Origin of the sequence: Sphaerisporangium flaviroseum, assembly GCF_039537005.1 — a bacterium.
GTDB classification, from domain to species: domain Bacteria; phylum Actinomycetota; class Actinomycetes; order Streptosporangiales; family Streptosporangiaceae; genus Sphaerisporangium; species Sphaerisporangium flaviroseum.
Map to the genome: position 1 here is coordinate 1,271,034 of NZ_BAAAZR010000001.1, position 18,166 is coordinate 1,289,199.

The window sequence follows — 18,166 nt, forward strand, 5'->3', positions numbered from 1 at the left end:
GAGCACGACATGACCGTCACCCACGACCCCGGAGACGATCTCCGCCCGTTGCTGGCCGCAGCGGTCTCTGACGGGCCCGCCGCCACCGACCTGCTTGCCGGCGTGCGCCGCGCCCGGCGGGGCCGCCGCGTGCTGGTGCGAGTCGGTTCCCTGGCCACGGCCGGTGCTCTTGCCGCCACCGCGCTGACGGTTTGGTCTGTGGGCAACGCGCCCTCGGCCCAGGCGCAGTTGGTCGCGGCGGTCGAGAACACCTCCGGGCAGGGCTACCACATCCACGCCGTCAACAAGAACAGCGGGCGCTCCTGGGACGGTGCCTTCGACCCGGCCACCCAGACCGGTCGCCTGGCCGCCTCCGATGGCGGCTTGGACCTGTTCATCGGCGGCACCGTCTACCACAAGATTACCGAACCCGAAAGGCTCAACGCTCAGACGCTGTCGGCGGGCAAGCAGTGGATCTCCGAGCCGCTGCCGACGGAGGCCGAGTGGGCGCAGATGGGCATCGCCGGCACGGTGATCAAGCGCAGCGAGCTGAACCCTCAGCTGGTACTGGAGCGACTCCGGTCGGCCACCAACGTGCAGGAGACCGGCTCCGCATCCGGGGCAGGATGGACCGGGAAGCGCTACTCCTTCACCATCAAGGACAATGCAAGGCCCGAGTGGGGAAGCGTGGAGATCACCGGCACCGTTGCCGTCGACTCACAGGACCTGGTCCGCGTTCTGGACATCACCATAAGCGAGGATGGCCCGGCGGACGACGGCGCGGAGGGCCAGAGCGGCGGTGACAACAATATGGTCACCGAGTTCAGCGACTACGGCACCACGGTCGACGTCACCGCACCCCCGGCCGACCAGGTGATCAGCTCAGGCACACTGGACAAGGTGAAGCCGCGGTCGTCCGGCAAGGACTCGCGCGAGCCGGCCCCATCTGACCAGGCGAACGGTTCCGACAAGGTGAAGTCTCCGCCGTCCGGCACGGAGCCGCAGAAGCCCGCGGCCTCCACATCCCCCGGCTCCTGACCCGTCCGAGGACGAGCCGGTCACCGTGTCGGGCGACCGGCTCGATCCCGAGTCGGACGGCCACGGCACCCGCTCCGTGGTCACCTGCCGGGGAACTCACTGAGCCGGATCCCGCCAGGGGCCCGGCTCAGACAGGTGAGCCCGGCGCGGTCGACGCGGCGGCCCGTACGGCGTTGCTCCCGGATCCGGCGGCGCCCTCGAAGGCGCCGCCCACCGCGTAGGTGACCAGCACGGCCAGGACGTCCTTGACCGACTCGCGGTCACGCACGTCGCAGAGCACGATCGGTGCCACCCCGTCGAGGCCGAGCGCCCGTCGCACCTTGACCGGGTCGTGCCGCCGGGCCCCGTCGAAGCAGTTGACCGCGACGACGAACGGGAGCCCGCGCTGCTCGAAGTAGTCCACGGCAGGGAAGCATTCCTGCAGGCGGCGGGTGTCGGCGAGGACGACGGCACCCAGCGCGCCGACGGCCAACTCGTCCCACATGAACCAGAACCGGTCCTGGCCAGGGGTGCCGAACAGGTAGAGCCACAGTCCTTCACGGATGGTGATCCGGCCGAAGTCCAGCGCGACCGTCGTGGTGATCTTGGACTCCACGCCCGAGGTGTCGTCCACGCCGATGCCTCGGTCGCTCAGCAGTTCCTCGGTGTGCAGCGGCCGGATCTCGCTGATCGTGCCGACCATCGTCGTCTTGCCGACCCCGAAGCCGCCGGCGATGAGGATCTTGATGGCCATCGCCGGAGGGACCTCGGTCGCTCCCGGCTCAGAGGCCGCGTAGTCCATGCAGCACTTCCCTGTAGATGCGTTCGTCGATCGCCTGCGCCGCAGGCTGTGGACGGTCGATGGTCACCAGGCCCTCACGCCGCAGGTCGCCGAGGATGACGCGGGTGATGTTGAGCGGCAGTTTCAGCTGCGCCGCGACGTCCGCCACGGGGGTGGGCCTGCGGCACGCCGACAGAACGGCGAGGTACTCCGGGGTCAGGTCTGTCGGCTCGAAGGACACGCTGACGGTCGTGACGATCGCCACCAGGTCGAAGGTTTCGCCCAGTGGGCGCGCACGGCCGCCGGTCAGTCCGAAGAGCCTGACCAGCGGCCCGGGATCCTCTCCCGTCACGACCTCACGCCGTTCCAGGCGGGCGCCGGAGCCGCCCCCCTCGGCTGCGAGGACAGGTGGTCGCCGACGCGCTTGACCATGAGCGCCATCTCGTAGGTGACCATGCCGAGCTCGGCGTCGCCCGCGGCCAGCACCGCCAGCCGGGCGCCCTGCCCGGCCGCGGTGACGAACAGGAAGCCGCCCTCCATCTCGATGATGGTCTGCCGTACGCCGCCGAGGCCGAAGTGCCGTCCCGCGCCCAGGGCGAGGCTGTGGCTGCCTGCGGAGATGGCGGACAGGTGCTCGGCGTCCTCCCGGGTCAGCTCCCGGGAGCCGCCTATGGTAAGACCGTCGGCGGACAGCACGATGGCGTGCCGGACACCGGGGACCCGCTGGGTCAGGTCGTCGAGCAGCCAGCTCAGTTCAGGTCTGGGGTCGGGCATCGGGGTCGCCCTCCTTTCTGTTCCACATGTCCTGGTCCTGCTCGGCCTGGCTGCGACCCTGCTGCCAGCCGTGCTGCATGGACGACATGAGCTTCATGAGCTCCTCGGGAGAGCGCACGGAGACGTCGCGCTGCTCCTTGGAACGTGATTGGCGGAGCTGGGGCGCCAGGTTGGCCTGCCGCACCCGCACGGGCAGACCGTCCAGGTCGTCATCCTCGGGGTCCGGTACGGACACCGCTCGCCGCGCCGGGGCAGGGGGCGCGGAGGGGTCCTGGCGCCGCGGTTCCGCCAGGAACCACCCCGCCGCGCGGTCGGGAGCGCGGCCCGACGGCTGGTCCCGCGTCCCGGACAGCGCCCTCGGCCGGGCCTCCGGTACGGTGCTCAGCGCCCGTACGGGCCGCTCCGTGACGCCGTCCCCCGTGACGCCGTGCCCCGCGGCCTCGGTGGCAGGTGCCTCCGAGGCGGCGAGCAGGCTCGACGGCAGCAGGACGATCGCGGTGGTGCCGTCGTAGGGCGAGGGGCGTAGCGAGATCTTGATGCCGTGCCGGGCCGCGAGCTTGGCCACGACGAACAGGCCCAGCCGGTCGGTGTCGACCAGGTCGAACTCCGGAGGGTCGGCGAGCTTGGCGTTGAGGTCGTCCAGGGTGGCCCGGCTCAGGCCGAGGCCACGGTCCTCGACCTCCACCGCGAAACCGTTGGCCGCCGTCATGCCTCGGATGTGCACCGTGGTGTTGGGCGGCGAGAAGACGGTGGCGTTCTCCACCAGCTCGGCGATCAGGTGGATCACGTCGGCGACGGCGGCGCCCACCAGCAGCGGAGCGTGCGGGATGGGGGGCACGGTGACGCGGGTGTAGTCCTCGACCTCCAGCACGGCGCTGCGCACCACGTCGAAGATCGGTACCGGGTCGCGCCACCTGCGGGCGGGGGCCGAGTCGGACAGGATGATCAGATTTTCCGCGTGCCGCCGCATGCGGGTGGTCAGGTGGTCGAGCCGGAAGAGATCCTCCAGGATCTCCGGCTCCTCGACGCGGCGCTCCATCGTGTCGAGCAGCGTGAGCTGGCGATGGAGCAGCGCCTGGTTGCGCCAGGCGAGGTTGAGGAACACCTGGCCGACGCCCTTGCGCAGCGTGGCCTGGCTGACCGCGGCCTCTACCGCGGTGCGCTGCACGGCGGAGAACGCGTGCACGACCCGGTCGACCTCGGCGGTGTCCGCGGCGTCCAGGGCGGGGGCCTCGGTCGCGGGGTCCACGTCGTCGCCCCTGCGCAACCGCTCGACGAGGCGTGGCAGCCGCTTCTCGGCCAGCTCCACGGCCGAGGCCTGCAGCCGGCTCAGCTCGTTGATCAGGGAGCGGCCGAACCGGTAGGACAGCACGATCGACACGATGACCGCGAGCAGACCAAGGCCGAGGACCAGCCCGATCCTCCAGTACGCGGCGGTCTTGAGCCGCTCTGCCTCGGCCGCGGCACGGACCAGCTCGTACTGGGTGTCCCTGTGGATCTTGCCGATGAGCGACCCCGCGTCGCTCTTCCACACGGCCGGCTGCACCGGAGGCGCGCCGCTGGTGTCCCATACGAACAGCGCGTCCTCCACCGCCAGCAGCCGCTCGTAGGGGGCGCTCCTCACGAGATCGTCGTAGTGCGTCCGCAGTTCGGGACCCACGTCGCGCTCGGCGTTGGCGAGGGCGATCCTGCGGCTGGTCATCCCGGCGACGAACGCGGCGCGATCGGTGGGGGTCATGATGCGGTGCACGATCGTGGAGGTGAGTACGGCGTGTTCCCTGCCCAGGTACTCGGCGGTGGCGCTGAAGGCCGCCATGCCACGCACCGCGCGGTAGGACGACACGTCGCTCAGCGCGTCGCTGTCGCTGAACTGCCGGTTGACGGTGGCGATCAGATCGCTGTACGCGTCGATGATCTTGAGCGGCGGGGAGAGCCGGCCGCTGTCGGCGGAGGCGCGAAGCCTCTCCAGCCCGTCCAGCGCCTTCACCAGGTCCCGTACCTCAGCAGGGGTGTTGGCGGTCCCACCCTGGAGGTCGATGGCCCCGATCACCTGGCGCAGTCGCCCCACCTGGGCGTCGGTGACCTTCCGCTGGTCCGCCAGCGGCCGGTCGGCGCCGGTGCCGGCGACCGCCTCGGCGGAGAGCTGGCGCTCCCGCTGGAGCTCGATGATCAACTGAAGCACCGGCGACCCGATGGCCTCCCAGCGGTTCTGGGTCCGAGAGATGGTCGCGACCTCCTCGACGCTCCCGTACGCGATGACCCCCCACAGGGCGATCATGGAGATCAGTGGAATCAGAAGGATTCTGAGGAGCTTCGAGCGGATCGGTGGAGGCGAGCTCATCCATCATGTCCAATTCCGCGCGTTCTGGCGCGCCGTAAGCAGTCGCGACCATGGCCGCCCCTCGAGGACGCATGCCCGACTGGTACGTCTGTGATCTGGACAACTATGCCTATTGCGCTACAAGTCCTCAAGACAACAAAGCGAAGATTGGATATCGATGTCGCGGTAGGTGCGGTCGAGGTGACCGTTCGTAATGACAGATCTTGACGCGGCCGAGCGGATGTCACGAAAAGTAACCAGCCGAAACCCGGTCATCGGCCTCCGTGAACGCCCCGAATGCGACGCGATAATCCGGTTGGCCGCCGTTGGAGGGTGGGGCTAGGGTTGGGCTCATGATCTATTCGATCCGCATGCGCACCGCCTGACACGGCGCGACCGCAGGGCCTGCTCGCCCATCGAGCGGCCCCTTCGAGCACGTCCCCTTCCGGGGCTTCTCCTGCGCGCCGTCGGACCACGTCTTCCGAGAATCCGACAGGACATCATGCGTACGCGCGAACACATCGCCATGATCGGCTGCACCGCCCCGAGCCACATCTACCCCTCGCTGGCCGTCATCAGGGAACTGGTCTCCCGTGGCCATCGGGTCAGCTACGCGGTCGGTGAGACGCTGACCGAGCTGGTGGAACCCACCGGCGCCGAGCTGGTCCCCCATCCGTCGCTGCTCCCCACCGGCGAGAGCACCTGGCCGGATGACCCGGCCTCGGCAATGCGGATCTTCCTCGACGAGGCGATCGCGGTACTGCCGCGCCTCATCGAGCGCTACGACGACGACCGGCCCGGCCTTCTGCTCTACGACGTCGGCGGGCTGCCCGCACCCGTACTGGGCGAGCGGTACGGCATCCCCGCCGTGCAGCTGTCTCCCACCCTGGTCGCGTGGGACGGCTACGAGGAGGACATGGCCGAAACACTCGACGCCCTGCGGACGTCGGAGTCCGGCAAGAGGTACCACGCGGCGTGCAACGCGTGGCTGCGGGAGAACGGCATCGAGCGGGACGCGTGGGACTGGCTGGCGCATCCCGAGCACGTCCTCTCCCTGATCCCCAGGGTGATGCAGCCCAACGCCGATCGTGTGCCGCCGAACGTCCGGTTCGTGGGGCCCTGCCTCGACCCCGAGCGGCTGGCGGACACGAGTTGGACGCCGCCGGAGAACGGCGAGCGGGTGCTGCTCGTCTCGTTCGGCACCGCCTACACCGACCAGCTCGACGTCTACCGGGCGTGCCTGGAAGGCTTCGCGGACTCGGACTGGCACGTGGTGCTCGCCGTGGGCTCGCACGTCGACCTGGAGGATCTCGGCCCGATCCCGGCGGGTTTCGAGGTGCACCGCAGCGTGCCGCAACCGGCCGTGCTCGCCGCGGCCTCGGCGTTCGTCACCCACGCGGGGATGGGCGGGTGCACCGAGGCGCTGTGGTTCGGTGTGCCCACCGTGGCGATTCCGCAGGCCGCCGACCAGTTCGGCAACGCTGCGATCTTGGAGGCGCTCGGTGCGGGAAGGCACCTGCCGGCCGAGGAGGTCACCTCGGCGACGCTGCGTTCCGCGGTCGATTCGGTCGCGGGGTCGGCCGAGGTGGCCGCTCGGCTGGCGGCGATCCGTGCGTCGGTGCGGGCGCACGGCGGCGTCGACCGTGCCGCGGACGCGGTGGAGTCGTTCCTTCGCTGAGCGCCGGAGGACCGTTCAGGCTCGACGGGAGCGCATGGCCTTCAGGACGGTCACGCTCTCGTCGGCCAGAAGGTCCTGGTACTCCTTGGACTCCATCGGGCAGAGCGACACCCTGCCCTCGGAGTCGAAGGCCAGGCCCCAGCCGTGCTTCTTCGGCAAAGGCGAGGCGCGCAGGCACGCCTGCGACCTGGAGAAGAACTCGTGACGGAGCCTGGCCACCTCGTCCTCCGAGGGGTCAGGCAGGTCCTGGCGCCTGAGCCAGGACTCGAACAGCACGTCTTCCTGCGTGTAGACGTACGGGTTGCCGACCAGCAACTCGTACTGCAGCGCGGCGACGGTCTTCTTCTCACCGCGAGCTCTGGGAATGACGCTCTCGGTCACCGGGCAGTCGTCGGCCACCGCTATGAGGGTCTGGTAGTAGTTCAGGTCCATGGGAGAGAACTCCTGCCAACGCCGTTGGATCGTATGCGTGTTCGAGATCCTACCGGCCCGCACCCGATGAGCGCCCGCACCGCCTCGAAGCGCAGCGGCCGGTTCAGCACCTCGACCAAGCTGACATGCAGGTGACGGGGCCGCGGAGGGGGTAGGTAGCGGGAGTGATCGATCGGGGAGGGTCGATGCTCGGGTTGCCTGACGGGGTCCGTGGGTGCCTGTTCGACATGGACGGCGTGCTGACCCGCACCGCGACCGTCCATGCGGCCGCGTGGAAGTCGACGTTCGACGAGTTCCTGCGGGAGTGGGCCGACCAGACGGGCCGTCCGTTCGTGCCGTTCGACGCGGTGGCCGACTACGACCGTTACGTCGACGGGAAAGAGCGGCTGGACGGGACCAGGAGCTTTCTGGCCGCGCGTGGCATCACACTGCCCGAGGGGTCGCCCGGTGACCCGCCCGACGCGCTGACCGTGCATGGGCTGAGCGACCGCAAGAACGCGCGCGTACAGGCGATCATGGACAGGGAAGGCGTCGAGGTCTTCCCAGGCTCGGTCCGATACGTCCAGGCCGTGCGGGACGCGGGGTTGCGCAGAGCCGTCGTGTCGTCGAGCGCCAACACGGCACGGGTGCTCTCCGCCGCAGGGATCGCCGAGCTGTTCGAGGCGCGCATCGACGGCGTGGTGGCCAAGGAGCGGCGTCTCGTGGGCAAGCCGGCGCCGGACATGTACCTCGCGGGCGCGGAGGCGCTCGGGCTCGGGCCGTCAGAGGCCGCGGTCTTCGAGGACGCGCTGGCGGGGGTGGCGGCCGGCCGCGCGGGAAGGTTCGCCTTCGTCGTCGGCGTCGACCGGGTGGGGCAGGCGGGGGCGCTGCGCGAGCACGGCGCGGACCTCGTGGTGAGCGACCTCGCCGAGTTACTGGAGCCGCGATGAGCCCGTACTTCGCGGTGGGCCCGGTGACCGGCCGCGCCGGGGCGGTGGAGCCGCGATGATCCAGCACCCCGCCTTCGTGGCCGAACCCTGGGCGGTGCGGGAGCGCGGGCTCGACCTGGGCCTGCTCGCGCAGACCGAGTCGGTGTTCGCGCTGTCCAACGGGCACATCGGCCTGCGCGGCAACCTCGACGAAGGCGAACCGTACGGGCAGCCGGGCACCTACCTCAACTCGGTGTACGAACTGCGGCCCCTGCCGTACGCCGAGGCGGGATACGGCTATCCCGAGTCCGGCCAGACGGTCGTGAACGTCACCAACGGCAAGCTGATCAGGCTGCTGGTCGACGACGAGCCGTTCGACGTCCGGTACGGCACGCTGCACGAGCACGAGCGGGCCCTCGACCTGCGCGCGGGGACCCTGACCCGCCGGGCCCGCTGGAGCTCCCCGACCGGGGGCGAGGTGCTCATCACCTCCACGCGGCTGGTGTCGTTCACCCATCGGGCGGTGGCCGCGATCCTGTACGAGGTCGAGCCCGTCGGCAGCCCACGGCGGGTGGTGGTGCAGTCGGAGCTGGTCGCCAACGAGACCGTGGAGTACACGAGCGGCGACCCGCGTGCCGCCGCCGTTCTGGAGTCGCCGCTGGTGCTGGAGGAGAACGTGCCGGCGACGGACGGAGTGGCCATCATGGTCCACTCCACGCGGGTCAGCCGCCTGCGGGTGGCCGCCGCGATGGTCCACCAGATCGACGGTCCCGAGCGCACGCGGGTCGAGGCGCAGGGAGGCGGCGACGTCAGCCGCGTGACGGTCGCCACGCGGCTGGAGCCCGGTCAGCGGCTGCGGCTGGTCAAGTTCTTCTCGTACGGCTGGTCGGCCAAGCGGTCACGGCCGGCGATGCACGACCAGGTCGTCGCCGCGCTGGCGGCCGCCCGGCTGGCCGGGTGGGACGGGCTGTGCGCCGACCAGCGGCGGTTCCTCGACGAGTTCTGGGCCGGTGCCGATGTGGAGGTCGAGGGCGACGCCGAGGTGCAGCAGGCCGTCCGTTTCGGCCTGTTCCACCTGCTGCAGGCCTCCGCGCGGCTGGAGGACCGTCCCATTCCCGGCAAGGGGCTGACCGGCTCGGGCTACGACGGCCACGCGTTCTGGGACACCGAGATCTTCGTGCTGCCGGTGCTCACCTACACCTATCCCCGGGCCGCCGTTGACGCGCTTTCGTGGAGGAAGTCGATCCTGCCGATGGCGGAGGCGCGCGCGGCCCAGCTGGGACTGGGCGGCGCCGCCTTCCCCTGGCGGACGATCAACGGCGAGGAGTGCTCCAGCTACTGGCCGGCCGGCACCGCGGCTTTCCACATCAACGCCGACATCGCCCACGCGGTCACCCGGTACGTCGACGCGACCCAGGACACGCGCTTCGAGCGCGACACCGGCCTGCCGCTGCTGGTGGCGACGGCCCGGCTGTGGTGCGCCCTCGGCCACCACGACGCCCGCGGGCGGTTTCGCATCGACGGCGTCACCGGCCCCGACGAGTACAGCGCCGTCTCCGACAACAACGTCTACACCAACCTGATGGCCGGGCATAACCTCATCGAGGCGGCCGACGCCGTGCTGCGGCACCCCGACCGGGCGCGGCACCTCGGGGTCACCCTGGAGGAGTCCGCCGCCTGGCGTGACGCGGCCACCGCGATGTTCGTCCCGTACGACGAGCGGCTCGGCGTGCATCCCCAGAGCGAGGGGTTCACCAGCCACGCGGTGTGGGATTTCGCCGCCACCAGGCCCGATCAGTACCCCCTGCTGCTGCACTTCCCCTACTTCGACCTCTACCGCAAGCAGGTGGTCAAGCAGGCCGACCTGGTGCTGGCGTTGCAGTTGCGCGGTGAGGCGTTCACGCCCGAGCAGAAGGCCCGTGACTTCGCCTACTACGAGGCGCTGACGGTCCGCGACTCGTCGCTCTCCGCCTGCACCCAGGCGGTGATCGCCGCCGAGGTGGGCCAGACCGAGCTGGCCTACCGCTATCTCGGCGAGGCGGCGCTGATGGACCTGGAGGACCTGGAGAAGAACACCCTCGACGGGGTCCATCTGGCCTCGCTGGCCGGGGCGTGGATCGCGTTGGTCGCCGGGTTCGGCGGGATGCGGGCCGGTCAGGGGCGGATGTGCTTCGCCCCGGCACTTCCCTCAGGCATCACGCGGATGGCCTTCCGGCTGCGCTATCACGGTCGCCTGCTGCATGCCGACGTCACGCCGGGTTCGACGGCCTACCGGCTCCTGGAGGGTGAGCCGCTCATGCTGACCCACCACGGCAAGGAGTTCCGGCTCGCCGCGCATCCGGTCACCCGGCCCAATCCACGTTCGCCGCTGCCCGAGGTGCCCGTCCGGCAGCCGCCCGGTCGCGAGCCCGCCCCCCGCCGTCCGAGTTGAGCGTCGGGTCCGCGCCTGCTGGGACGATTGCGGGGAACAAAGTGCGCACAGAGCAACTCGCCCATCCGAACGGCCGCTTCGTGGCCGTCGCCAGCGACCGGAGGAACCACCGATGCCCACCGTCCCGCTCCGTGACCGTGCCTCGTGGAAGGCACTCGAGCAGCACCACGCCGAGCTCAGCGGTCGCCACCTGCGCGAGCTGTTCGCCGAGGACCCGGAGCGCGGTGAGCGCATGGCCGCCGAAGCGGCCGGGCTGTATCTCGACTACTCGAAGAACCGTGTCACCGACGAGACGCTCCGCCTGCTCATCGAGCTCGCCAGGGAGTCGGAGCTGGAGGAGCGGCGGGACATGATGTTCCGCGGCGAGCCCATCAACACCTCCGAGGGCAGGTCGGTGCTCCATGTCGCCCTGCGGATGCCCAGGGGCGGCTCGCTGGTGGTCGACGGCGTCGACGTCGTCGCGGAGGTTCATGAGGTCCTCGACCGCATGGCCGACTTCGCCGGGCGCATCCGCTCGGGCCAGTGGAAGGGGTACACGGGCAAGCCCATCAGGAACATCGTCAATGTCGGCATCGGCGGTTCCGACCTCGGGCCGGTCATGGCGTACGAGGCACTACGCCACTACAGCAAGCGCGACCTGACGTTCCGGTACGTGTCGAACGTCGACGCCACGGACTTCGTGGAGGCCACCCACGACCTGTTCGCAGACGAGACGCTGTTCATCATCTCCTCCAAGACCTTCGGCACGCTGGAGACCCTCACCAACGCCCACTCGGCGCGCGACTGGGTGATCGGCCAGTTGGGCACCGAAGAGGCGATCGCCCGTCACTTCGTCGCGGTGTCGACCAACGCCGAACGCGTCGCGGAGTTCGGCATCGACACCGCGAACATGTTCGGCTTCTGGGACTGGGTCGGTGGCCGTTACTCGCTGGACTCCGCCATCGGGCTGTCGACCATGGTCGCCATCGGTCCCGACCACTTCCGTGAGATGCTGGCGGGCTTCCACGAGATGGACGAGCACTTCCGCACGGCCCCGCTCGCCGAGAACCTGCCGGTGCTCATGGGGATGCTCGTCGTGTGGTACGTGAACTTCTTCAAGGCGCAGGCCATCGGCGTCATGCCGTACGAGCAGTATCTGAAGCGGTTCCCCGCCTACCTCCAGCAGCTCACGATGGAGTCGAACGGCAAGCACGTCACCATCGACGGCCACGAGGTCGACTACGACACCGGCCCGGTCTACTGGGGTGAGCCCGGCACGAACGGCCAGCACAGCTTCTACCAGCTCCTCCACCAGGGCACGCGGCTGATCCCCCTCGACCTGATCGGTTTCGGCAAGAGCCTCAACCCGCTGCGCGACCACCATGACCTGCTGTCGGCCAACGTCTTCGCGCAGGCGCAGGCCCTGGCGTTCGGCAAGTCCGAGGAGGACGTGCGCGCGGACGGCACCGCCTCCGACGTGGCACCTCATCGGGTCATGCAGGGCAACCGTCCCACCAACGTGCTGCTCGCCGAGCGGCTCACGCCACGCCTGCTCGGCGCGCTCGTGGCCCTCTACGAGCACAGCGTGTTCACCCAGGGCGCGATCTGGGGGATCGACTCCTTCGACCAGTGGGGGGTGGAGCTCGGCAAGGTGCTCGCCGGTCAGATCGCCCCGGAGCTGGTGAGCGACGCCGAACCGGAGCTCGCCCACGACTCGTCCACCAACACGCTCATCCGCCGGTACCGGAGCCTCAAGGGGTAGGGGAGCGGAGTTCCGGCCGGCACTGAACCGTCCATGGTCCGATTACGTGACACGGTTATGCCGATCGACGTGCCTGAGGGGATGTGCCGCCGGAAGTTCCTGGCGGCCGCGTTGCTCGCGGTGGCGGCCACGGCCTGTGGAAGGGGTGATTCGAGGATGCTGGTGGCTCAAGGGGTGCGCCGGGAGGTTCCCAGGGAAGCGCCGGTGGACGAGGTGGTGCGCGGGCTCACGGCCTTCGGCCACGCGCTGTACACGGCAGGCGCGAAGCCGTCCGCGAACACGGTCATCTCGCCGTTGAGCGTCGCCTACGCGCTCGCCATGGCCAGGGCGGGAGCGGCCGGGACCACCGCTTCGGAGCTGGACCGGGTGCTGGGCTTTCCTCCGGCGGGCCCGCATGCCGCGTTCAACGCGCTGACCAGGCAGATCGTCACGGTCGACGGTGTGCCGCCGCGGCCCGACCGCCGGGCCACGAGGGACGCGCAGGACAGCGAGCAGGACCCGCCTGTCGTCGGCATCGCGAACGGCCTGTTCGCTCAGCGGGGCCTGCCCGTCAAGCAGAAGTTCCTCCGTACGCTCGCCTCGCAGTACGGCGCCGGCGTGCGAACCGTGGACTTCCAAGAGGACGCCGCCGGTGCCATCAACGCGTGGGTCGACGAGCAGACCGCGGGGCGCGTCGAGAAGCTGTTCGAGCGGTTGGACCCTTTGACCCGGCTGGTGATGGCCAACGCCGTCTACCTCAAGGCCGACTGGCTGCATCCGTTCGCCGAAGACCCGCCCGAGCAGGACGCCGCGTTCACCCGGGCCGACGGGTCCACGGTCCGTACGAAGCTGATGCGTCTGAAGGCCGACCTGAGGTACGCCTCCGGCCCCGGCTGGCAGGCCGTCGAACTGCCGTACGCCGGCAGCGACCTGGCCATGTGGGTGCTGGTGCCCGAGCGCGGTTCGTCCCCCGTGGACCTGCTCACGCCCGCCGCGCTGGGCCGGGCCGCCGCCGGTCTGAAGGTGACGAACGTCGGCCTCTCGTTGCCGGGCTGGGACTTCGCCACCGACCTCGACCTGCGGGCGCCGCTGAGGACGGTGGGGCTGAACGCGCTGTTCGACGGCGCCGACTTCTCGGGCATCGCCGATGACCTCGTTCTCGACCAGGTGGTCCACCGGGCGAACATCACCGTGGACGAGTGGGGCACCGAGGCCGCCGCGGTGACCGGGATGGCGTTCATCGTCTCGGCGCGCCCCAGCCCGGCCGCCGAGGTCCGCGCCGACCATCCCTTCGCCTTCGCGATCATGCACGGGCCCACGTCGGCCCCGCTGTTCGTCGGCCACGTCGCCGACCCGGCGGCGACGGCCTGAGTCCAGCGGCGCCGTGTCACTGGTCGAACAGGTGAAGCCGGTGTGCCGTGGCCGCCGCCTCGCCGCGTGAGGCGACGCCCAGCTTTGCCAGGATGTTGGAGACGTGCACGCTGGCCGTCTTCGCCGAGATGAACAGCTCCGCGGCGATCTCGCGGTTGCTGCGCCCGGTCGCGACCAGGCGGAGCACCTCGCGCTCCCTGGCGGTCAGCCCGAGCCGAGCCTCCTCGGAGGGGGTGAGGTCGGGCGGCGCCTCGGCCTCGCCGGTGAGGGAGAGGCGTGCCCGCTTGGCGAGCGAACCGATCTCCGCGATCAACGGGTTCGCGCCCAGCTCACCGGCCAGGTGGCCGGCCCGTGACAGGCGCTCGGCCGCCACCTCGCGTTCGCCGGCCGCGACGGCGGCGAACGCGGAGCCGAGCAGGGCGCGGGCCTCGGCGTACGGCTGGCGCAGGGCGACCCAGGCGTCCACCGCCCTGTCCCACATCGCGCGGTCGGGCGAATCGGACACCCTGGCCACCTCGGCGGCGAAGGTGAGGCTGTGCGCCTCCTGCAGCCTGCCGTCCACCTCCAGCCGGCCTGCCTGGTCGCGTAGCTCGGCCAGCGCCGGCCCGGCCGCGGGAACGCTCGCGACGAGCAGCGGCCAGGCGTAACGAGGGCTGGCCGCCAGCTCGTAGTTCCTCAGCACCTTCGCCACCAGCGCGGACGCCTCCTCGGCCCGCCCGTGCGCCAGGTGCAGCGTGATCTCCCTGCGCAGATGGGGATACACCGTCTGGTCGCGGAAGGTGCCCCCGACCAGCACGCTGGTCGAGGCGTGGAAGAGCGTTTCGGCCCGGTCGAGGTCACCGCGGGCCAGGGCGATGTCGGTGGCGAAGCCCTGGAGGCTCGCGCGGTAGGGCGGGGGCGGGACGACGTCGAGGGCGCGCTCGATGACCTCGAGCGCCTCGTCCCAGCGACCGAGGGAGAGCAGGGGCTCGGCCAGGTTGATCGCCAGGAAGGCGCCCGAGGTGCGCGCCAGGCCGTACGCCTCGGCCTCGGCGATGCCCTTGCGGGCGACCCCGGCCGCCTCCTCGTGGAGCCCGGCCCCCTCCAGCGCGTCGGACTCGGAGATGGCGGCGCGCATCAGCACGTTGTAGCTGGTGGCCTTGCCCGCGATCTCCGGCAGCTGGGCGAAGGCGGAGACCTGGGCGTCCATCGTGGAGTAGCGGTACTTGGCCCAGGTCATGGTGATGAGCGCGTGGGCCTCGATGTCGGTGTCGCCCAGCTCGCGGGCGATGCGCATGGCCTCGCTCGCCGCCGCCTCCTTCTCGGCCCAGTGGTCGGCCTTGTGCAGCGCACGTGAGAGGTTCTCCAGGATCTGGGCGCGCAGCCGGCTGGGAGGGTCGGCGGGTACGAGCTCGGCGGCGGCGCGCAGGTCGTCGAGATGACCGGTACGGCCCAGGTCGTATCGGACCAGCCCGCGCTGGCGCAGCACCTGGGCCGCGCGGATGGGATCCTTCTCCCTGTCGATCTCGCGCAGCGCGGCCTTGGCCAGGGAGATGCCGCGCTCGAACTCTCCGGCCAGATGCGCGACGGTGATGGTCTGCCGCAGCACGTCGACGTAGTCGGACTCGATCCTGGCGGCGGCGTCGGGCACCGTGTCCCACAGCTCCACCACCCGGTTCAGCATGCGAAGCTGCTCGTCGTAGGCCGCCGACCTCCTGGCGGCGGCCGCCGCGCGCCACGCGCTGAGGAGCGCCGACGGGGCGTCGTGCGCCGCATGCCAGTGGTGGGCCAGCTCGATGGCCCCGCGCAGGGCGGGCAGGATGGCCGGGTCACGCTCAAGGGTCTGGGCGAAACGGGTGTGCAGGCGGGCGCGCTCACCGGGCAGCAGGTCGTCGTGGACGGCCTCCCGGATCAGCGCGTGCCTGAAGGAGTAACCTTCGCCGTCGACCACCAGCACGTTGCCGGCCACCGCTGGGCGCAGCGCGCGGGACAGCGCGCCGTCGTCGAGGCCCGCCACCGCGGCGAGCAGGGTGTGCTCGATGCGTGCCCCGCCGGCGCCGGCCACCCGCAGCAGCTCCTGGGTGTCGTGGGGCAGCCGCTCGACGCTGGCCAGCAGCAGGTCGCGCAGCGAGTCGGGCAGGGCCTCGCGCTCGCCGCCGCTGAGCAGCGCCTCGACGAACAGCGGGTTGCCCTCGCTGCGGGCGTAGATCAGGTCGATGTCGAGGGCGGTGGGCTCGTGGTCGAGGATGCTCGCGGCCTGCTCGACCACCTCGCGCCGGCTGAGCCTGCGCACCTCCAGCCGGGTCACCCAGTCGATGCGGCTCAGCTCGGCCAGCAGCGGGCGCAGCGGATGGGTGCGGTGGAGCTCGTCGGACCGGTAGGTCACCAGGGTGAGCAGGCGCGTGTCGGGCCGCTGGTAACGGATGAGGAAGGAGAGCAGGTCGCGGGTGGAGCGATCGGCCCAGTGGGCGTCCTCGATCACCAAGACGGTGGGCTCCAGCTCGGCGAGCCGCTCCAGCAGGCCGAGGACCTGCTCGAACAGCCGGGCGCGGGCCTCGGCCCCGTCGTCGTCGGGCTCGCCGAACTCCGGCAGCAGCCGGGCGAGCCCGCGTGTGCGCCCGCCGGGCAGCAGCGCGGCGACGCCGTCTCGCCCGAGGTCGCGCACGAGCTGGCGCAGCACGGCGCTGAAGGGGGCGAAGGGAAGGCCCTCGGTGCCGAGCTCAAGACAGCCGCCGACGAGCACGCGGGCCTCGCCGGCCTCACGGGTGAACTCGCGGATGAGCCGGGTCTTGCCGACACCGGCCTCGCCGCCGAGGAACACGGTCGTGGCGGACCCGGCGCGCACTCGGGCGAGCGTCGCGCCGAGGACACGCAGCTCGGCAGCGCGCCCGACGAACAGGGGGCTCACCGTATGGGCCATCATTGCCCCAAGGATGCCACCCACCGGCGACATTTCGCTCATGCGACGGCGGGTACATGGCCTGGGCGCCGATCGCGGTGCCGGCCATGGTCATAAGCTGAGGGCATGAGCCCGAGGATCGCCACCACAGATACCGTCGGCCGCGAAGAGCTGCTCGACTTCGTTCGTGATCGCCACCATGCGCTCGTCATCACGACGCGGCGTGACGGCCGGCCGCAGGCGTCGCCGGTGAGCTGCGGTGTCGACGGGTACGGCCGGATCGTGGTGTCCACCTACCCCGAGCGGGCCAAGACCAGGAACGCCCGGCGCGACCCGCAGGTCAGCGTCGTGATCCTGTCGGACGACTTCGATGGTCCCTGGGTGCAGGTCGACGGCGCCTGCGAGGTGCTCGACATGCCGGACGCGCTGGAGCCGCTGGTCGACTACTACCGGGCGATCTCCGGCGAGCATCCCGACTGGGACGAATACCGCGCGGCGATGGAGCGGCAGGGCAAGTCCCTGCTGCGCATCACCCCGGTGAAGTGGGGCCCGATCGCCACAGGCGGCTTCCCCGCGCGCTTGGCCTGATCGCCGCGGAGGGCTTCCCCGGAGACGCGCTTGAGACCGCCGGGGGCGATCCACCCGGCCCTGGAGTGGATCGCCGCCTTGCCGTGGGTATCGGTGGTCACTGACCCGATCGCCTGTCGGACACGTTGCCGCCGTCTTCGCGCTTGGCGAGGCTGATCGCGGAGTCGAGGTGATCTGCCGGGACCGGTCCTGCCGCTACGCCGAAGACCCACCTGACCACCGCATATACCCAGCTCAATCGACGAATGGCGGCTGTGATGGCGGTCTCGGTCAGCCGGTCGATTCTGGGGCTTGCTCTCGGCTCACTTTCGTGAGGATGTCCAGCAGGGCCGACACGGCCGGGAGGCGGAAGGGCGGCGCGAGCGAGACCGCGTACAGCCGGCGGGCGGGTAAGGAAGGAATGGTCGGACGCAGTACCACGTCGGGGCGTAGGGAGTGCTGTGCCAGCGTGGGCACGAGCATGATGCCGGCTCCTCCCGCGACGAGGGCTTGCTTGCCGTTCCAGTCCTCGCAGAAGAACCCGATCTGGGGGGCGCCGCCCATGGCCGTGGCAAGTTGGGGAATCGGGCCGAGACAGTCGGGATAGCCGCCTTCGATCCAGGTCTCACTGCGCAGATCAGGTAGCCGTACCCGGCGCTGCCGGGCCAGTGCATGGTCTGCGGGCAACGCGATCTGGAACTCCTCATCCAGTAGCGGGACCAGGTCGACCGCGGTGAGCGCGTCTAGATCGAGAGGCTTGGCCGCAGGATCGTACTTAGCCGCATTCACGTCGGCGTACAGGCTCCAGGCCGTGATCAATGCGAGGTCGATGTGACCCTCTTTGAGCGAGGCCCATGGTCCCGCAGGGTCGTCACGCATCAAATTCAGGGTCACACCGGGGTGGGCTATCCCGAAGCGCCGGATGACTTCCGGCATGAAACCAGTGTTCGCGCTGGAGAAAGCCGACAGCCGCAGATTCCCGGCCTCCGCGTTGGTGAAGGCTCCAAGTCTCATCTCCAGAGCTCGCAGGCGCGCCAGGATGTCTCGCGCCTGCTCGACGACTATCTCGCCGGGCGCGGTGGCTTTGACACCGCGGGGTGTACGCCGGAACAGGCTTACGCCCAGCCTTCTTTCCAGACCGCTGATCTGCCGCGACACGGCCGGCTGGGTCATGGACAGCCCTTCGGCCGCTGCCGAGAACGAGCCGCGCTCTGCTACCTCGATCATCACCTGCAACGTCCAAGGATCTATCACGAACAGAACATATCTAAAGTCGCTGGCATGCATTGTGGTTATGGAGCAAACCCTGC

The 18,166-nt window shown here is 70.4% G+C and carries 14 protein-coding genes; 7 read left to right on the forward strand and 7 right to left on the reverse strand.

Going from position 1 to position 18,166, the window contains the following annotated elements; genetic code table 11:
* Positions 1–9 precede the first annotated feature (9 nt).
* Positions 10–1,017 (forward strand): hypothetical protein, encoded by a 1,008-nt coding sequence (locus ABD810_RS05955; RefSeq protein WP_344935164.1) that lies wholly within the window; start codon positions 10–12, stop codon positions 1,015–1,017.
* 127 nt (positions 1,018–1,144) lie between these two features.
* On the opposite strand, the gene ABD810_RS05960 is transcribed toward ABD810_RS05955, so the two are convergent.
* Genes ABD810_RS05960 through ABD810_RS05975 form a run of 4 tightly spaced genes read right to left on the reverse strand, consistent with a single transcriptional unit; the run spans position 1,145 to position 4,829 of the window.
* Complete coding sequence (locus ABD810_RS05960) at positions 1,145–1,798, reverse strand: GTP-binding protein (RefSeq protein WP_344935169.1); 654 nt, start codon at positions 1,796–1,798, stop codon at positions 1,145–1,147.
* Positions 1,779–2,129, reverse strand: a complete 351-nt coding sequence (locus ABD810_RS05965) for a DUF742 domain-containing protein (protein ID WP_344935173.1) — start codon at positions 2,127–2,129, stop codon at positions 1,779–1,781. Before ABD810_RS05965 ends, ABD810_RS05960 begins: the two co-directional genes overlap by 20 nt.
* Positions 2,126–2,551 carry a roadblock/LC7 domain-containing protein gene (locus ABD810_RS05970; protein ID WP_344935176.1) on the reverse strand — a complete coding sequence of 142 codons (426 nt, stop codon included), beginning with the start codon at positions 2,549–2,551 and terminating at the stop codon, positions 2,126–2,128. Before ABD810_RS05970 ends, ABD810_RS05965 begins: the two co-directional genes overlap by 4 nt.
* Entirely contained in the window at positions 2,532–4,829 is a 2,298-nt protein-coding gene (locus tag ABD810_RS05975; protein WP_344935179.1) for a sensor histidine kinase, read from the reverse strand. The genes ABD810_RS05970 and ABD810_RS05975 overlap by 20 nt, the downstream gene beginning before the upstream one ends.
* Positions 4,830–5,373: 544 nt before the next feature.
* Between ABD810_RS05975 and ABD810_RS05980 the strand changes: the two genes are divergently transcribed.
* Positions 5,374–6,549, forward strand: coding sequence for a macrolide family glycosyltransferase (locus ABD810_RS05980; protein WP_344935183.1), 1,176 nt, complete (start codon positions 5,374–5,376; stop codon positions 6,547–6,549).
* 15 nt (positions 6,550–6,564) lie between these two features.
* Here the strand turns inward: ABD810_RS05980 and ABD810_RS05985 are convergent, their stop codons facing one another.
* A complete protein-coding gene (locus ABD810_RS05985; protein ID WP_344935186.1) occupies positions 6,565–6,981 on the reverse strand; it encodes a DUF6157 family protein in 417 nt (138 codons plus the stop codon).
* A gap of 185 nt (positions 6,982–7,166) precedes the next feature.
* Between ABD810_RS05985 and ABD810_RS05990 the strand changes: the two genes are divergently transcribed.
* The 4 genes from ABD810_RS05990 to ABD810_RS06005 all read left to right on the forward strand — a co-directional run bounded on the left by ABD810_RS05990 (position 7,167) and on the right by ABD810_RS06005 (position 13,411).
* Positions 7,167–7,910 (forward strand): HAD family hydrolase, encoded by a 744-nt coding sequence (locus tag ABD810_RS05990; protein ID WP_344935188.1) that lies wholly within the window; start codon positions 7,167–7,169, stop codon positions 7,908–7,910.
* Between the two features lie 55 nt (positions 7,911–7,965).
* The gene (locus ABD810_RS05995; RefSeq protein ID WP_344935190.1) at positions 7,966–10,320 is read left to right on the forward strand and encodes a glycoside hydrolase family 65 protein; all 2,355 of its coding nucleotides are present in this window, start codon (positions 7,966–7,968) and stop codon (positions 10,318–10,320) included.
* Between the two features lie 112 nt (positions 10,321–10,432).
* On the forward strand, positions 10,433–12,061 hold the full coding sequence (pgi, locus tag ABD810_RS06000; protein WP_344935192.1) for a glucose-6-phosphate isomerase: 1,629 nt from the start codon (positions 10,433–10,435) through the stop codon (positions 12,059–12,061).
* Positions 12,062–12,118: 57 nt separating this feature from the next.
* Entirely contained in the window at positions 12,119–13,411 is a 1,293-nt protein-coding gene (locus ABD810_RS06005) for a serpin family protein (protein WP_344935194.1), read from the forward strand.
* A gap of 16 nt (positions 13,412–13,427) precedes the next feature.
* On the opposite strand, the gene ABD810_RS06010 is transcribed toward ABD810_RS06005, so the two are convergent.
* Entirely contained in the window at positions 13,428–16,298 is a 2,871-nt protein-coding gene (locus ABD810_RS06010) for a helix-turn-helix transcriptional regulator (RefSeq protein ID WP_344935196.1), read from the reverse strand.
* Positions 16,299–16,415: 117 nt separating this feature from the next.
* Here ABD810_RS06010 and ABD810_RS06015 point away from each other — a divergent pair, with 117 nt between their 5' ends.
* On the forward strand, positions 16,416–16,877 hold the full coding sequence (locus tag ABD810_RS06015; RefSeq protein ID WP_344935200.1) for a PPOX class F420-dependent oxidoreductase: 462 nt from the start codon (positions 16,416–16,418) through the stop codon (positions 16,875–16,877).
* A gap of 270 nt (positions 16,878–17,147) precedes the next feature.
* Here the strand turns inward: ABD810_RS06015 and ABD810_RS06020 are convergent, their stop codons facing one another.
* On the reverse strand, positions 17,148–18,143 hold the full coding sequence (locus tag ABD810_RS06020) for a LysR family transcriptional regulator (protein ID WP_344935203.1): 996 nt from the start codon (positions 18,141–18,143) through the stop codon (positions 17,148–17,150).
* Positions 18,144–18,166: the final 23 nt, after the last annotated feature.

Bases quoted from the DNA above. Each gene is read 5' to 3' on its own strand.
- ABD810_RS05955 (WP_344935164.1), top strand. From the start codon at position 10: ATGACCGTCACCCACGACCCCGGAGACGATCTCCGCCCGTTGCTGGCC.
- ABD810_RS05960 (WP_344935169.1), bottom strand. From the start codon at position 1,798: ATGGACTACGCGGCCTCTGAGCCGGGAGCGACCGAGGTCCCTCCGGCG.
- ABD810_RS05970 (WP_344935176.1), bottom strand. From the start codon at position 2,551: ATGCCCGACCCCAGACCTGAACTGAGCTGGCTGCTCGACGACCTGACC.
- ABD810_RS05975 (WP_344935179.1), bottom strand. From the start codon at position 4,829: ATGATCGCCCTGTGGGGGGTCATCGCGTACGGGAGCGTCGAGGAGGTC.
- ABD810_RS05980 (WP_344935183.1), top strand. From the start codon at position 5,374: ATGCGTACGCGCGAACACATCGCCATGATCGGCTGCACCGCCCCGAGC.
- ABD810_RS05985 (WP_344935186.1), bottom strand. From the start codon at position 6,981: ATGGACCTGAACTACTACCAGACCCTCATAGCGGTGGCCGACGACTGC.
- ABD810_RS05990 (WP_344935188.1), top strand. From the start codon at position 7,167: ATGCTCGGGTTGCCTGACGGGGTCCGTGGGTGCCTGTTCGACATGGAC.
- ABD810_RS05995 (WP_344935190.1), top strand. From the start codon at position 7,966: ATGATCCAGCACCCCGCCTTCGTGGCCGAACCCTGGGCGGTGCGGGAG.
- pgi (WP_344935192.1), top strand. From the start codon at position 10,433: ATGCCCACCGTCCCGCTCCGTGACCGTGCCTCGTGGAAGGCACTCGAG.
- ABD810_RS06005 (WP_344935194.1), top strand. From the start codon at position 12,119: ATGCCGATCGACGTGCCTGAGGGGATGTGCCGCCGGAAGTTCCTGGCG.
- ABD810_RS06015 (WP_344935200.1), top strand. From the start codon at position 16,416: ATGAGCCCGAGGATCGCCACCACAGATACCGTCGGCCGCGAAGAGCTG.
- ABD810_RS06020 (WP_344935203.1), bottom strand. From the start codon at position 18,143: ATGCATGCCAGCGACTTTAGATATGTTCTGTTCGTGATAGATCCTTGG.